Source organism: Hoeflea sp. Naph1 (assembly GCF_046837775.1).
In the GTDB taxonomy this organism is placed as follows: domain Bacteria; phylum Pseudomonadota; class Alphaproteobacteria; order Rhizobiales; family Rhizobiaceae; genus Hoeflea.
In genome coordinates this window covers 217,353-232,951 of the sequence record NZ_CP177286.1, presented here as the reverse complement: position 1 = coordinate 232,951, position 15,599 = coordinate 217,353, and the positions used below count along the sequence as shown (strand labels likewise).

The following is a 15,599-nucleotide window of genomic DNA, read 5'->3' as shown; positions in this document are numbered from 1 at the left end:
TCATGGACACAAAGGACCTTCCATGCAAACCGGTACAGTCAAATTCTACAATGATCAAAAGGGCTTCGGCTTCATCGCTCCGGACGACGGCAGCAAGGACGTTTTCGTCCATGCGACTGCTCTTGAACGCGCTGGCATGCGCGGCCTGGCCGAAGGCCAGAAGGTGTCGTTCGACACCGCCGAAGATCGTCGCACCGGCAAGACCGCCGTTTCGACCATTCAGGCTGCCTGAATAAAACAAGAAAACATTGGCTGGCTTGGCTGGTCGTTGTAATCAGATCACGCCCGGGAGCTTCGGCTTCCGGGCGTTTTTTTATGGGATTGGCGATCAATCAACTCGTCGGTGATGGTGAACTCGCTGATATCGCCTGATACGCGGGCCTGTGGCCGTGCTGGTTAAAAGACGGAAGGTGGTGGTGGAGATCCGCTCTTCATAGGCCCGACGTTGCCCCAGCGCCGCACAGTCAAGGGAGCGACCGGGCCGCAGCGCCTGATTCTGATGGCTGTGGGGTTATTTCCCAACTGGGTCGATCTGAGCGTGACAAAGCATGCACATTCACGAGTACGGCATGCATTGCTTCAATTCGATACGGCGTCCGTTTCGCATCCAATTGAATGCGCAGCGCTATAGCGGACAAGATGGCCGGCACCATGCACACACGAAAACAGCCGGCCCCGAAGGACCGGCTTGCAGATTCCGGAAATGGCAAAGAAGCCAAAGCCCGTCATTACCCGCGGGGCCGGCTTAAGTGGCCGGGACGCAGGCGACGGGCGTGATCAATCAGATCAGACGGATTCTTTCGGGGTAAGGACCTGGCGGCCGCGATACATGCCTGTTTTCAGGTCGATGTGGTGCGGACGGCGCAGTTCGCCCGAATCCTTGTCTTCGACATAGATCGGGGCCTTGAGGGCGTCGGCGGAACGGCGCATGCCGCGCTTGGACGGGGTGGTTTTACGCTTTGGAACAGCCATGACGAACTCCAGTTCAACATACAGACATGAACAACGGCCGACCCAAGGGGCCGAAATTGACACATGCCGATTTCGGAAATTTGCCGGGCTTATACATGGCATTTCCGGGTTTGACCAGCATCGGGCCACATTTTTTTAAGCCTGCTCCGTGTCATAGGCCAATGGCCACGCCTGTACAATGGGCGCACCGTTGCGACTTGGGCCGGTCAGGCTTCGTCTTCCTCGACGATCCACGGCTCGGCGCGGCTGGCGGCCTCCCATTCCTGCCAGGCTGGGAGTGCCTTCATGCGCGTCATGTAGCCGGCTGAGGCCTGCGTGGTCTCAAAGCCATAGGCGTCAAGTCGGTTGACCACCGGCGCATACATTGCGTCGGCGATAGAAAATTTGCCAAGCAGGAACGGCCCGCCAAATTCGGCGAGGCACTCATCCCACAGCGTCTGGATGCGCGCCGCGTCGGCGTTGATGGCAGCGGTCGTGGCAATCGCGGCGCGGGGTCTGCGCATGTTCATCGGGCAGGCGGAGCGAAGTGCCGAAAATGAAGAGATCATCTCCAGGCTGATCGCCATTGCCCGACTGCGCCGGGAATTGTCATCGGGCCACAAGCCCGAGGCCGGGTTTGTACGGGCGGCATGATCAAGAATCGCCAGCGATTCCCAGATGGTGATGCCCTCGTCGATGAGAACTGGGACCTTGCCGGTAGGCGAGAATTTCCGGAACGCCGGGTTGCCATTGCCCATGTCGAACGGCACCAGCCTTTCCTCAAAGGCGATACCGGCCACGCGCATGCCGATCCACGGGCGGAAAGACCAGGAGGAATAATTCTTGTTGCCGATGTAAAGGATGGGACTAGGCATCGTTCAGCACCTCCGATGATGGTTTCGATAGCGCTTCGTAATTTTATGAATGCGTGGCGCTGTCACAGCTGGAGATGTTCGCATGGGTATCGGCGGCAAAAAAGCCAATTTGTCTGAACTCATTCATAAAGACATTTGATGTAAGCGCCTGACTGCTTGGCGCGGCCTTCAATGACACGGGCCAGCCGCTGCATGCCGCGCGACGGGTTGGCGGCGTTGCGCTTGATCGGATTGGGCAGGGTGACGGCGAGCAGCGCCGCCTGCCGGGCCGAGAGCTTGGCCGCGGAAACCCCGAAATAGGCTTGCGCCGCGGCTTCTACGCCATAGACTCCCGGCGCCCATTCCGCGATATTGAGATAGATCTCCATCAACCGCCGTTTTGACCAGACTGTATCAATCCACAGCGCAAGCGGAATTTCCAGCGCCTTGCGCAGCACCGACCGGGTGGATGGCAGAAACAGGTTCTTGGCGGTTTGCATCGGGATGGTGCTGGCGCCGCGGGTGGCTTCACCGTCGAGCGCGTCGTCAATGACCAGATTGAGCGCCTTCCAGTCGACGCCGGAATGGGTGCAGAACTGTCCGTCCTCCGACATCATCACCGATTGGACCAGAACCGGAGCGATGGCGTTGAAGGAGACCCATTGTCGCTCATAGGAACGGCCGGCAATATTTTCTGCCAGCATCAGCGTCGAAACCGGGTGAACCAGCGGCAGCGCATAGAGAGGAACCAGCAGATAGGGCAAGCCCACCACCAGCACCACGACCAGCACAAGCCAGTTGATCAACCGCCGGATAAACGAACGGCGCTTCGGGCTCCTGCCATTGCGGCCGGAATTTGCGGTCTTGGCATGACTTGTCTTGGCCACCTGGGGTCCCTGCGCGTGCTCCGTCGGCGTCGACGGCTATTGACCGATGTCTTTAGCGGTCCTGACGGCGCAAGACCAGACTGCCGTGCAGGAGACTTTATGGCAGCGGGTGTGGCAAACAAACCGTTGCCGCACAGAACCCGACATGGCAAGAGACCGGCATGGATCAGGTTGGAAAAGACAGTTTCATCGACCGGCTGGATGATGCGGCGGCACGGGTGGCGGCTTTGCTCGAGTCGTTGTTGCGGGAAACGCCGCTGGCGGGCGAGATTGCCCGCCCGGAACACTTAATCGCAGCCATACGCCACGGCGTTCTCAATGGTGGCAAGCGAATTCGCCCGTTTCTGGTGCTGGAGACGGCACGCTTGCTGGACGCACCGAAAGAGGCCGCGCTGCGCGTCGCGGCGGCGCTTGAATGCATTCATTGCTATTCGCTGATTCATGATGATTTACCGTCAATGGACGACGATGATCTCCGGCGCGGAAAGCCGACGGTGCATGTTGCGTTTGACGAGGCGACGGCGATTCTGGCAGGTGACGGGTTGCTGACTATGGCGTTTGACATTCTCTCGGCGCCCGAAACCGCGCTGCCGGACACGACCAGGCTGACGCTGGTCAACCAGTTGGCGCGCGCGGCTGGTGTTGGTGGCATGGTCGGTGGGCAGGCGCTTGATCTTCATGCGGAACGGTTTGCCCCGGATGAGACCGGGATTGTGCGGCTGCAGGCGATGAAGACCGGTGCGCTGCTGCGCTACGCCTGTGCGGCTGGTGCGATCGCGGCACAAGCCGATGCGGACACCGTGAAGCGGATGACGCGTTTTGGCGAAATTGTCGGGCTGGCGTTTCAACTGGCTGATGATCTGCTGGATGTGACCTCGGATGCGGCCACGTTGGGCAAGGCGGCCGGCAAGGATGCAGGCCGTGGCAAGGGGACATTGGTATCGCTGCATGGGGTGGAGGCGGCTCGACGGCGGCTTGACGGTCTGGTGGACGAGGCGGCGTTGCTGATGAAGCCCTATGGGGCCGCGGCAGGAACGCTGATCGAGACCGCCGGTTTCATCGCCAGTCGGGACCGGTAACGGGCTGCGTGTTCGGCGACGATTGCGGGTGAAAAATCATGGCGTTCCGGGTTGCCCTCTATACGTGTTTATTAACTACCTGAAGGCAAAATCCGGCAAAACGGATGTTGCCGAACCATGACAGATACACTCAACGATCAGGCTGAGACAGCCACTGCACGCCGATCCATCATCGCGTTGCGCATTGGATATATCGTTTCGCTGTCTGCGATTGCGGTCATCTGGATCTTCTTCTTTGTCGAGCAGATCGCTCACAATGACGAGATCCAGCAGATCGGCGCGTTGTCGGAATCTTTTGCCGAAGTTGACCATTCGATGCGCGCCATCGCCGAGCGCAGCAACCGGCTGGCGCAAACCTATGTCGATTATGCAAATTCTGTCGACCCGAGACTTTCCAATCTGACACTGGCCGAGAAGAACCAGGTTCGCGATACGCTGGCGGTGGATCCCGACATCATTTCGGCGGTTTCGAGCTTGCGCTACCGGTTGGAAAGGACGCGCTGGAAGCTCAAGGCGCTGAAAGATGCCTGGGCTGAAGCGCCTGCGGGCCTGATCCACAAGATCCAGTCGAATTCACGGTACATGACCAATTCCGATCCATTCCTCAATCATGCCCAGATGCTCGAGGCAAAACGTCTCGATGCGGCGCGGACCAAAAAGGACATGTACTGGACCGGGCGCGAAACCGATGCGCTGTACCAGGGGGTGGTCGAACCGACAAACCTGTATGTGCAGGAACAGTTCCGGGATTATCTCGCCAGCCTGTCGTTGGCGCACGGCAAATTGCTGCAGCACTACCTGACGGCGACCATGCTGGTTCTGATGGTAGTCGGGCTCGGAATTTTCGTTCCGATCGACATCATGATCCACAAGATGATCAAGATTCTGCAGGACAAGCGTCGTGAGATCGATACCGCGCTGACAAAAGCCCAGGCCGCTGACCGGGCGAAATCCGAGTTTTTGGCGACCATGAGTCATGAAATACGCACACCGATGAATGGCGTGCTCGGGATGGCCGAATTGTTGACGCGGACCGAGCTTGATACCCGGCAGCGCACCTTTACCGACGTGATCCTCAAATCCGGAAACGCGCTGCTCGAAATCATCAACGATATTCTGGATTTTTCCAAGATCGATGCCGGGCAGATGGTTTTGTGCCCGAAACCGTTCAATCTGGTCGATACGACCGAGGATGTGGCGACTTTGATGTCGTCGAAAGTGGTTGAAAAGGACATCGAACTGGTGGTCCGGATCGCGCCGGGGCTGCCGGAGCAGTTGATAGGCGACCCTGGCCGGATCCGCCAGATCCTCACAAACCTGGTCGGTAACGCGGTCAAGTTTACTGAAAAAGGCCACGTGATGGTCGAGATCAACTGGGCCGACGTCGAAAAATCCGGTGACAGCGATAGCAGGCGCTTGGCAATCTCGATTGCGGTGCGTGACACCGGCATCGGTATTCCTGCCGACAAGATCGAGGCCATTTTCGACAAGTTCAGCCAGGTCGACGGTTCATCAACGCGCAAGCATGAGGGCACAGGCCTCGGCCTGGCGATCGCCATGCGGCTGGTCGATCTCATGGGCGGGCAGCTGAAGGCAGAAAGCATGCCCGGTGAGGGCTCGACCTTCAGCTTCACGGTGGAGATGGACGTTCATGGCGGCAGTAGCGCTGCAAGGGTGTTAACGGCTGAAGACCTCTCCGGCCGGCGTGTGCTGGTGATCGACGACAACGCCATCAACCGCATGATCCTGACCGAGCAGATGCGCGGCTGGGGGTTCGACTGCGTGGCGGTGGAAAGCGGTGAGATCGGGCTCAACCTGCTGCATCATGCACGGGCAAACCATGGTATCGGCATCGATCTGGTGGTGCTTGATTTCCAGATGCCGACCCTGTCGGGAGCGGATGTGGCGCGGATTATTCGCTCAGATCCTTTGATAGCAGACACGCCGATTCTGGTGCTCTCGTCGATTGACCAGGCCGACCAACTGGAATCGCTCAACGCTCTGGACATTTTCGCACAATTGACCAAGCCGGTGCGCACCGCACAGTTGCGGCAAACCGTAGAGGCGGCGCTACGGCAAGTGCACCTCGGCGGGAGCGGCACCACCACGGATGTTGCCGTGGCGGTCGAGACCCTCGCTGTGCCGCCTGTGCCAATCGCGCCACCCAGAACCTTGGTCGACGCGCCGTCGATGACTACCCCGGACCCGGCGCCGGAAAGCGGCCCCCTGATTCTGGTGGCCGAGGACAATCACATCAACCAGATCGTCTTCCAGCAATCGCTGGATGGTTTGGGCCTGGCCCAGAAGCTTGCCGTCAACGGTCGTGAAGCCGTGCGCATGTGGGCCGAGCTGCGGCCGACGCTGGTGTTGATGGATGTGTCGATGCCCGAACTCAGCGGCCTCGAAGCCGCCGCTGAAATTCGCGCTATCGAGGTCCGCGAAGGGCTGTCACCGACGCCGATCATCGCGGTGACCGCGCATTCGCTCAAGGGCGACGAGGACCGCTGTCTGGCCGCCGGAATGGACGATTATCTCTCCAAGCCGATTTCGCCTGAAAAGCTCGGTGCGATGATCGAGCGTTGGCTGCCCGGTGCCTTGTCGAACGCTGATATCGCGTACCGCAGCGGACGATAACGTATATGCATCAATGCAAGCTCTTGCAGTGCATGGATCCGCGCTGAGCCTGGATCGAGCGCCGCATGACAAGCGCGGCGACGATGGTAACGGGCGTAGCCGCTGCGGCTCAGCCGTTCTGACCGAAACGTTTTTCGATGTAATCGGCGACCAGTGCCTGGAAATCCTCGGCGATTTTCGGACCCCGCAGCGTGCCGGCCTTCTTGCCGTCGATGAAAACCGGCGCGGCGGGGCTTTCGCCGGTTCCGGGCAGCGATATGCCGATGTCAGCGTGCTTGGATTCGCCGGGTCCGTTGACGATGCAGCCCATGACGGCAACCTGCAGTCCTTCGACGCCGGGGTACTTGTCGCGCCAGACCGGCATGTTGCGCCGGAGGTCGTCCTCGATGGCGCGGGCGAGTTCCTGAAACACGGTCGACGTGGTGCGGCCGCAACCGGGGCAGGCGGCCACCACCGGCAGAAACTGGCGGAAGCCCATGACCTGCAACAATTCCTGGGCGACGATAACCTCGCGGGTGCGGTCGCCGCCCGGTTCGGGGGTCAGTGACACACGGATGGTATCGCCGACGCCGACCTGCAGGATGATGCCCATGGCGGCAGAGGAAGCGACGATGCCCTTCGAGCCCATGCCGGCCTCGGTCAGACCCAGATGCAGGGCATGATCGGAGCGGCGGGCCAGTTCGGTGTAGACCGCGATCAGGTCCTGCACCTGGCTGACCTTGGCGGAGAGGATAATGCGGTTGCGGGCAAGCCCGGTTTCCTCGGCCAGCTCTGCCGATAGCAGGGCCGACTGGATGATTGCCTCGCGGGTGACGTCGCGGGCGCTCAGCGGGGATCCTTCGGCGTGGTTCTGGTCCATTAGCCGGGTCAGCAGCACCTGGTCGAGCGAGCCCCAGTTGACACCGATCCGCACCGGCTTGTCATAGCGGATCGCCATTTCGATGATTTCGACAAATTGCCGGTCCTTCTTGTCCTTGAAGCCGACATTGCCGGGATTGATCCGGTATTTGGCCAGCGCTTCGGCGCAGGCCGGATGATCGGCCAACAACTTGTGGCCGATATAGTGAAAATCGCCGACAAGCGGCACGTCGAGGCCGAGCCGTTCGAGCCGCTCACGAATCTTCGGCACAGCGGCGGCGCTCTCTTCGCGGTCGACGGTGATGCGGACGATCTCTGAGCCGGCGCGGTGAAGTGCTGCAACCTGCGCCACTGTGGCGTCGGTATCCGCGGTGTCGGTGTTGGTCATCGATTGCACCACAACCGGCGCGCCGCCGCCAACAATGACGCCGCCAACATCGACGGCGACGCTGGCACGCCGAGCTTGCGGAACTACGAAGGGAGAAATGGTCATGGGGCCTCGCGTCAGTATCGGACCTCGGGGCCGCCGCCCCAGGGTCGGGTCCCTACCTAGAGCCGATCACCGGCAAAGGGAAGGTATTTGATCAGCGCAGCAGTGGCGTGCCCGTTCCCCGCTGCGGAGATCACGGAGCATCCGCGGGCTGCAGGGGGCATTTGCGGATTGCGTGTCGCATGAAACGCCTTCATGATGGATGCATTGTCCTTGTTGCATGAATAACACGGTCCCCAGGACCGGCGGAGGGGAGTTTTCATGACTGACACGAACACCACCTTGACCGGAAGTGCCCCGGCCGGTGCACCACCTATGCGTACCATCGGTTTTGCGGATGTGAAAGCCAGCCTTGCCGATGGCTGGGCCGATTTTCGCGCGCATCCGGGTTTCGGGCTGTTTTTTGGCGGGATCTACATGGTCGGCGGATGGCTGATCCTGGCGTTTCTCAACCGGGTCGGCGCGCCCTGGATGATCATTCCGTTGGCAATCGGCTTTCCGCTGCTGGGGCCATTTGTGGCAGTCGGGCTCTATGAAGTGAGCCGACGGCGCCGGGCTGGCGAGCCGGTCACCCGCAAGGGAGTTCTGGCTCAGGTGTTTTATCAGCGTGAACGCCAGCTTGGCTGGATGGCCTTTGTGGTGATGTTCATTTTCTGGGTCTGGGTCTATCAGGTGCGGCTGCTGTTCGCACTGTTTTTGGGGTTCAAGTCATTTTCCAGCTGGGACGCGTTTGTGCAGATCGTGCTGTCGACGCCGGAGGGATGGGGGTTCCTGATCGTCGGCACCATTGTTGGCGCTTTTCTGGCCTGCGTGCTGTTTTCAACAACGGTGATCGCGTTGCCGATGCTGGCCGAACGAGAGGTCGATTTCGTTACTGCGATGATCACCAGCGTTGCCGTGGTGGTCAAGAACCCGCTGCCAATGCTGGCGTTCGGCTTCATTGTCGGGCTGGCCACGCTTGTCGCGATGCTTCCGGCCTTTGTCGGGCTGCTGGTGATCCTGCCGGTGCTTGGGCACGCAACCTGGCACCTCTACCGGCGGGCATCTGCGCCCGTTTGAATGTGTCTATCCGAGGACATTCGTCGGGTAGGGATCAGGAGCAGGAAATCTGACGGATGATTGGCTGGCACAGGGCCGGATTGCCACCGCAACAATCTTCCAGCAGGAAGCCGAGCAGACCGCTGATGCCGTCATGATCAGCGTGGTAGCGCACGGTACGGCCGTCACGCACGCGGCGTACCAGACCGGCCTTCAGCAAGATGCCGAGATTGGTCGACATTGTGTTCTGTCGAACACCGAGGCGTTCGCCGATTTCACCAGAGGCAAGTCCCTCGGGGCCAGCCGATACCAGCAGCCGGAACACGGCGAGCCGGGTTTCCTGGCCAAGGGCTGCGAAGGCATCAAGGGCGCGCTGCTGATCCATATTCAATGGGTATTGGATAGGTCCGGTTTGCGCAAGACGGTGACGGCGCGCAGCGGCAGCGATTGTTGCCCTGAATGTCGGCGCAATCACCGCTGCGGTGGGTTGTTCCAGTGAATATCCTCAAGCGTCTGCATGCGGGTACGGGCGGATGAGGACTGGGCGCGTGAGACCCGGTCGATCAGCGCTTCGGCCAGAGCCAGCAGGGTGACGCTGGAATCCCAGGTGCGGTTGGCATCAACGATGCAGGGCAGCACCACCCGGGCGGAGCGGGCAATCGGTGACAGCCACGGATCGGTGATCAGCAGGATGCGGGCCTTGCGCTCGACCATCAACTCGCCTAGCCGGACAAGATCGGCCTGATAGCGGCGGATATCGAAAAGCACTGCGACGTCTCCGGGACGGACATCGAGCAACTGATCGCGCCATGTCGATGTCTGGCCGGTGAAATGCCTGACATTCGGGCGGATGATCGTAAGGTGTGCGGCCATGTAAGCCGCGATTGTATCGGTGAAGCGACCGCCCAGGAAATAGCAGGTCGATTTGTGATCGGAGAGCAGTTCACAGGCCGCCTCGAACTCGCTTTCGGTGATTGCTTTCAGGGTGGCCTCGAGATTGGCGGATATCACCGAAAAACTGGCCTTGAGTGCAGGATTGTCGGCTGCCGGCGCCGAACTGCGGGCGCGTTCGAGCGGCGACATCAATTGTGCCTGCACGTCCTTGCGCAGCACCCGCTGGAATTCCGGGTAGGAGTCGAAGCCGAGCCTGGAAACGAACCGTAACACCGTGGGCGCGCTGGTTCCGGCAAGGGCTGCGAGTTCGGCGATGGTTGACAGTCCGATGCTGGGATAATTGGCAAGGAAAGCGTGGGCGACCTTCTTTTCCGCTCCCGGCAGTGTGCCCAAAGCTGCCTGCACCTGTTCGCGTATGGCCATTTCCGGTTCCCGATCTGTTGATTCCAAATATGTAATAAAAATTACAGGATTGACAGGGAGCGCACAATACTAATCAATGTTACGCAAGCGGCCGGCACAGGCCGCAGGTTATCGGGAACAGTTATCAAGGTGCGAGACCGCATGCTGATCGATCCTTCAGAAGGTCCTGTCTTTGCAGTTCGTCGTGAAAACGGGGCGAGCGATGTGGTGCTGGTCTGCGAACACGCGGCACATACCATTCCGCGCAAGCTGGGTACGCTTGAGCTCGAAGAAGCCACCCTGAAAAGTCATATCGGCTGGGATCCTGGCGCGGCCAATGTTGCCGAACGGCTCTCCGAGATGCTTGACGCGCCGCTGGTGATGCAGCGGTTTTCGCGGTTGGTCTATGATTGCAACCGCCCGCCCGAAGCCGCTGACGCTTATCCCGAACGCAGTGAAATTTTTTCGGTTCCAGGCAATCAGAACCTGAGCGAAGAGGACCGGGCATGCCGGGCCGAGGCGCTCTATCACCCGTTTCATAATGCGATCGACGCTCTCATCGACAGCCGTTTGAGCGCGGGCCGACGGGTCGTTCTGGTCACCGTGCATTCCTTCACCCCGGTCTATTTCGGCAAACCGCGCGATGGAATGCTCGGTATTCTGCACGACGCGGATAGCCGGCTTGCCGATGCGATGCTTGCGGCCGTTGCGAAGGAGAAGCTCGAAGGCGTGCGGAGAAACTATCCCTATGGTGCCGACGACGGCGTCACGCACACCCTCAAACGGCATGGCCTGGCCCGGCAAATCGCCAATGTGATGCTGGAAATCCGCAATGACCTGATTGCCGATGCGCCTGGTCAGAAGCTCTGGGCGGGGCGGATCGCCGGGCTGCTTCGCACCGCGATTTCCGATCTCGAAGAACAGGGAGGGCGCCTGCATGCCTGAACTTGTGATGCCTGGAATGGCGACCTGCCTGTGGCGGGCGGAGTGTGAGCGGAGGGGGCAAGCATGAAGCTGGCCGAACGCTATATCCGTGTGGTCGACGCCTTCAACCGTCGCGTCGGCCGGTTTGCGATGTACCTGATCTTCGCGCTGATGGGCGTGCTGTTGTGGTCGTCGGTGAGCAAATATGGCGGGTCGCCAGCGCTGTGGACGCTGGAAATGGCGCAGTTCATCATGGTTGCCTATTACCTATTGGGCGGCGCCTATTCGATGCAGCTGGGCGACCATGTGCGGATGGATCTGGTCTATGAGAGCTGGTCGCCACGGCGCAAGGCGGCGATTGACGCGGTGACCGTGCTGTTCTTGCTGTTTTACCTTTGCGTGCTGCTTTATGGCGCGGTTTCCAGCACCACCTATGCCATCGAATATGGCGAGCGCGCCCACTCGGTGTGGCGGCCCTACATGTGGCCGGTCAAGCTTATCGGCGGCATCGGCATCTTCTTGATGCTGTTGCAGACACTTGCCGAGTTTCTTCGTGACATCCTTTATTTGCGCGGCGTCAGCGTCGACCACCAAAGCGAGGCGGGCCTTTGAGCTACGAACTTATCGCGTTGTTCATGTTTGCCGCCATGATGGCGCTGTTGTTGACCGGGCAACGCGTGTTCGGCGTGATCGGCGCCGTGGCGGTGATCGCGGCGCTGCCGCTGTGGGGTACTGGCGGCGTTGAAATCGCTTTCGCGCAGTCGATCAAGCTGATGAAGTGGTATCCGCTGCTCACGCTGCCGATGTTCATTTTCATGGGCTACATGCTTTCCGAAAGCCGCATTGCTGACGATTTGTACCGGATGTTCCATGTCTGGTTCGGGCCGGTGCCGGGCGGGCTGGCGATCGGCACCATTCTGCTGATGGTGGTGATTTCGGCGATGAACGGGCTGTCGGTGGCCGGCATGGCGATCGGCGCCACCATCGCGCTGCCGGAACTGCTGCGCCGCGGCTACGATAAGGTGATGATCACCGGGGTGATCCAGGGGGGATCCAGTCTGGGGATCCTGATACCGCCTTCGGTGGTGCTGGTGCTTTATGGCATGATCGCCCGGCAGCCGGTCAGCCAGCTGTGGCTGGCGGGGGTATTTCCGGGGCTGCTGATGGCCGGCCTTTTCATCCTCTACATTGCGGTGCGTTGCAAGCTGCAGCCGCATCTGGGGCCGCCGTTATCAAAGGAAGAACGCGATGCCATCACCTGGAGTGAACGGATAAGCCTGCTGCGTGCCGGCATCCTGCCCTTCATGATCTTCTTCCTGATGAACGGCCTGTTCCTGATGGGCTACACCAGCCTGGTGGAAAGCTCGGCGGTGGGCGCGCTGGCCTCGATGCTGGCAGCGATCATCAAGCGGCGTCTGACCCGCGAGGTGTTTGAAAACACGGTGCGCAAGACGCTCGGCATTTCCTGCATGTTCATGTGGATCATTCTGGCGGCATTGTGCTTTGGCGCGGTGTTTGACGGGCTCGGCGCAGTGCGCGCCATCGAGGATTTCTTCCTCGGCCAACTCGGGCTTGAGCCGTGGCATGTGCTGATCCTGATGCAGCTGAGCTTTTTGCTGATGGGCACTTTTCTCGATGACACGGCAATGCTGGTGATCGTCGCCCCGCTTTACGTGCCGTTGGTCAAGATATTGGGGTTCGATCTGGTCTGGTACGGGATTCTCTACACAATCACCTGCCAGATCGCCTATATGACGCCGCCGTTCGGCTACAATCTGTTCCTGATGCGGGCGATGGCGCCGCCGGAAATCACGATTCGTCATATCTACCAGTCTGTTATTCCCTTCGTCGCGGTCATGCTGCTCACCTTGGTGATCGTGATGATGTTCCCGGAGCTGGCCTTGTGGTTGCCGCAGCAGTTCCAGGGCAAATTACGAGGCTGACATGAGCAGATCCTAAGAAGATGAAACCGAAAAGGAGAACAGCATGAGCAATATTAAGAGGCGTCAATTTCTCACTAAGGCCGGCGTTGCTGCCGGCGCAGCAGCCGGAACAGCCCTCGCGGCACCTGCCGCGATTGCACAGGAACCGATCCGCTGGCGCATGCAGACCTATGCCGGGGCGGCACTGGGCCAGTTTGTAACCCAGCCTTTCGTCGATGCCTTCAATAAGGCGGCCAATGGCGAGATGGTGATCGAGCTGTTCTTCGCCGACCAGATCGTGCCGACGGGCGAATTGTTCCGTGCCATGCAGGCCGGCACCATTGATGCCGTCCACTCGGACGATGATTCGATGGCATCGCCCGTCGAAGTGGGTTTGTTCGGCGGCTATTTCCCGTTCGCCACCCGCTCGATTCTCGATGTGCCGGTGCTGTTCCAGCAATACGGCCTGGGTGATATCTGGCGCGAAGCCTATTCCGGAACCGGCGTTGTCTGGCTTTCTGCTGCTGGCCAGGACCCGTGCAACTTCAACACCAAGAAGGAAATCACCAGCGTTGCCGATCTCGACGGTCTGAAGCTCTACACGTTCCCGACGGCCGGTCGCTTCCTCACCCAGTTTGGTGTGGTGCCGCTGTCAATTCCATACGAGGACGCCGAAGTGGCAGTGCAGACTGGCGAGCTCGACGGCATGTCCTGGTCGGGGATCACCGAGGACTACACTGTCGGCTGGGCCAATGTGACCGACTACTTCCTGACCAACAATATCTCTGGTGCCTGGATCGGTTCGTGGTTTGCCAACGAGGAAAAGTGGAACGAGCTGCCCGACCATCTCAAGGCGCTCTACATGTCCTGCATGGAAGCCAGCCACACGTTCCGCAATCAGTGGTACTGGGGCGGGGAAGCCAAACTGCGCGCCACCGGCGACAAGCTGCAGCTCCGCTCGGTTCCGGCCAAGGACTGGAAGCAGGTCGAAGATGCTGCCATCAAGTTCTGGGATGAAATCGGCGCGGAAAGTGAAACCAAGGCCAAGGTGATCTCGATCTTCAAGGATTACAACAAGGTCATCAACGGTGCCGGGTTCCCCTACGGCGAAAGCTGAGGCAACGCGCCTTTGAAATTTCCGCCTCCCGGCTCGTCCGGGGGGCGGTTTGCCGCAGTGCCGCCGGGCGCCAGTCATGCCAGCATCGGTCCACTGCACTTTCTCGACGTCGCGTGTGCCGCTTCAGATCGTTTCTGGAATGAGACAATGCGCGCTAGCCGCCTATCAGGATCAGATTGCCATGGCCGGAAACCTTACATTCGACGAGCTGAAATCCGCCGCGCGCTCCGGCGATATCGACACGGTGCTGGTGTGCTGTGTCGACATGCAGGGGCGGCTGATGGGCAAGCGGTTTCATGTCCAGAATTTCATCGATTCGAGCCATCAGGAGACCCATTGCTGCAACTACATGCTGGCAACCGATCTCGAGATGGCGACCCCGGATGGCTATGCCACCACCAGCTGGCGGGCAGGCTACGGCGATTATGTGATGAAGCCCGATCTTTCCACCATGCGCCGCGTGCCGTGGCTGGACGGCACGGCGATGGTGTTGTGCGATCTGCTTGATCACAAGACCCACAAACCGGTGCCGCAGTCACCGCGGCAGATTCTCAAGGTCCAGATCGCCCGGCTCAAGGAGTTGGGCTACGAGGCAATGATGGCCACCGAGCTTGAGTTTTTCCTGTTCGAGCAGAGCTTTCGCGAGCTCGCCCAATCGGGCTATCGCGAGCTGACGCCAATCAGCGCCTACAATGAGGACTATCACATTCTCCAGACCACCAAGGAAGAGGGCATCATGCGCCCGGTGCGCAATCACCTGTTTGCTGCCGGCATTCCGATCGAGAATTCCAAGGGTGAGGCCGAGACCGGCCAGGAAGAGCTCAATATCCGCTATGCCGAAGCGCTCGATTGCGCCGATCACCACACGATTGCCAAGCATGCGGTCAAGGAAATTGCCTGGGCACAAGGCCGGTCGGTGACTTTTCTGCCGAAATGGCACCCCAAGAAGGTCGGTTCGTCGTCGCATGTGCACATGTCGCTGTGGAGCGGCAAGACCCCGGTTTTCCGCGACGAGAGCGGTGAATACGGCATGTCGGAGCTGATGCGCCATTTCATGGCGGGCCTGATTGAATATGCGTCCGACTACACCTGGTTCATGGCGCCCTATGTCAACAGCTACAAGCGCTTCATGAAGGGCAGCTTCGCGCCGACCCGCACGGTCTGGTCGGTTGACAATCGCACCGCCGGATTCCGCCTTTGCGGCGAAGGCAGCAAGGCGGTCCGCGTTGAATGCCGAATCGGCGGCTCGGACATGAATCCCTATCTTGCCCAGGCCGCCCTGCTCGCCGCGGGTATCAAGGGAATCGAGGATAAGCTGAAACTGGCGCCACCGACCGGCGGCGACATCTACGAGAATGCGGAGGCTCGGCACATTCCCTCGACGCTGCGGGCGTCCACTGAGACCTTGCGCAGTTCGAAAATGCTGCGTGAAGCCATGGGTGATGATGTGATTGATCACTATGTACGCTGCGCCGAATGGGAGCAGGAAGAATTCGACAAGGCTGTGACCGACTGGGAAATTGCGCGCGGCTTTGAACGGGCGTAAGGG

At 60.0% G+C, this 15,599-nt stretch carries 15 protein-coding genes; 9 read left to right on the top strand and 6 right to left on the bottom strand.

What is annotated here, in order from left to right:
• The first annotated feature begins 22 nt into the window (after positions 1–22).
• Positions 23–232, top strand: coding sequence for a cold-shock protein (locus ACK6D9_RS01120; RefSeq protein ID WP_267654323.1), 210 nt, complete (start codon positions 23–25; stop codon positions 230–232).
• A gap of 554 nt (positions 233–786) precedes the next feature.
• Here the strand turns inward: ACK6D9_RS01120 and rpmF are convergent.
• From rpmF to mtgA, 3 genes are all read right to left on the bottom strand, one after another.
• Positions 787–972, bottom strand: a complete 186-nt coding sequence (gene rpmF / locus ACK6D9_RS01115) for a 50S ribosomal protein L32 (RefSeq protein ID WP_322988645.1) — start codon at positions 970–972, stop codon at positions 787–789.
• Positions 973–1,178: 206 nt separating this feature from the next.
• Positions 1,179–1,826 carry a glutathione S-transferase family protein gene (locus tag ACK6D9_RS01110; protein ID WP_412050313.1) on the bottom strand — a complete coding sequence of 216 codons (648 nt, stop codon included), beginning with the start codon at positions 1,824–1,826 and terminating at the stop codon, positions 1,179–1,181.
• Between the two features lie 119 nt (positions 1,827–1,945).
• Positions 1,946–2,692: a monofunctional biosynthetic peptidoglycan transglycosylase gene (gene mtgA, locus ACK6D9_RS01105; RefSeq protein ID WP_412050312.1), complete on the bottom strand. Its 747-nt coding sequence runs from the start codon at positions 2,690–2,692 to the stop codon at positions 1,946–1,948.
• A gap of 161 nt (positions 2,693–2,853) precedes the next feature.
• Between mtgA and ACK6D9_RS01100 the strand changes: the two genes are divergently transcribed.
• On the top strand, positions 2,854–3,771 hold the full coding sequence (locus ACK6D9_RS01100; RefSeq protein ID WP_412050311.1) for a polyprenyl synthetase family protein: 918 nt from the start codon (positions 2,854–2,856) through the stop codon (positions 3,769–3,771).
• 117 nt (positions 3,772–3,888) lie between these two features.
• Positions 3,889–6,405, top strand: coding sequence for a response regulator (locus tag ACK6D9_RS01095; protein ID WP_322988648.1), 2,517 nt, complete (start codon positions 3,889–3,891; stop codon positions 6,403–6,405).
• Between the two features lie 109 nt (positions 6,406–6,514).
• Here ACK6D9_RS01095 and ispG read toward each other — a convergent pair whose 3' ends face one another.
• Positions 6,515–7,756 (bottom strand): flavodoxin-dependent (E)-4-hydroxy-3-methylbut-2-enyl-diphosphate synthase, encoded by a 1,242-nt coding sequence (gene ispG / locus ACK6D9_RS01090; protein ID WP_412050310.1) that lies wholly within the window; start codon positions 7,754–7,756, stop codon positions 6,515–6,517.
• A 258-nt stretch (positions 7,757–8,014) separates the two neighbouring features.
• Between ispG and ACK6D9_RS01085 the strand changes: the two genes are divergently transcribed.
• Positions 8,015–8,812: a DUF2189 domain-containing protein gene (locus tag ACK6D9_RS01085; RefSeq protein ID WP_322988469.1), complete on the top strand. Its 798-nt coding sequence runs from the start codon at positions 8,015–8,017 to the stop codon at positions 8,810–8,812.
• 34 nt (positions 8,813–8,846) lie between these two features.
• Here ACK6D9_RS01085 and ACK6D9_RS01080 read toward each other — a convergent pair whose 3' ends face one another.
• A complete protein-coding gene (locus tag ACK6D9_RS01080) occupies positions 8,847–9,176 on the bottom strand; it encodes a metalloregulator ArsR/SmtB family transcription factor (RefSeq protein WP_322988484.1) in 330 nt (109 codons plus the stop codon).
• Positions 9,177–9,262: 86 nt separating this feature from the next.
• Positions 9,263–10,108, bottom strand: a complete 846-nt coding sequence (locus ACK6D9_RS01075) for a MurR/RpiR family transcriptional regulator (RefSeq protein ID WP_412050309.1) — start codon at positions 10,106–10,108, stop codon at positions 9,263–9,265.
• A 141-nt stretch (positions 10,109–10,249) separates the two neighbouring features.
• On the opposite strand from ACK6D9_RS01075, the gene ACK6D9_RS01070 reads away from it, so the two are divergent.
• The 5 genes from ACK6D9_RS01070 to ACK6D9_RS01050 all read left to right on the top strand — a co-directional run bounded on the left by ACK6D9_RS01070 (position 10,250) and on the right by ACK6D9_RS01050 (position 15,596).
• Entirely contained in the window at positions 10,250–11,032 is a 783-nt protein-coding gene (locus tag ACK6D9_RS01070; protein ID WP_412050308.1) for an N-formylglutamate amidohydrolase, read from the top strand.
• 63 nt (positions 11,033–11,095) lie between these two features.
• The gene (locus ACK6D9_RS01065; RefSeq protein ID WP_412050307.1) at positions 11,096–11,623 is read left to right on the top strand and encodes a TRAP transporter small permease subunit; all 528 of its coding nucleotides are present in this window, start codon (positions 11,096–11,098) and stop codon (positions 11,621–11,623) included.
• Positions 11,620–12,954, top strand: a complete 1,335-nt coding sequence (locus ACK6D9_RS01060) for a TRAP transporter large permease (protein ID WP_412050306.1) — start codon at positions 11,620–11,622, stop codon at positions 12,952–12,954. The genes ACK6D9_RS01065 and ACK6D9_RS01060 overlap by 4 nt, the downstream gene beginning before the upstream one ends.
• 43 nt (positions 12,955–12,997) lie before the next feature.
• Positions 12,998–14,050: a TRAP transporter substrate-binding protein gene (locus tag ACK6D9_RS01055; protein ID WP_412050305.1), complete on the top strand. Its 1,053-nt coding sequence runs from the start codon at positions 12,998–13,000 to the stop codon at positions 14,048–14,050.
• Positions 14,051–14,231: 181 nt separating this feature from the next.
• Positions 14,232–15,596 carry a glutamine synthetase family protein gene (locus ACK6D9_RS01050; protein WP_412050304.1) on the top strand — a complete coding sequence of 455 codons (1,365 nt, stop codon included), beginning with the start codon at positions 14,232–14,234 and terminating at the stop codon, positions 15,594–15,596.
• Positions 15,597–15,599: the final 3 nt, after the last annotated feature.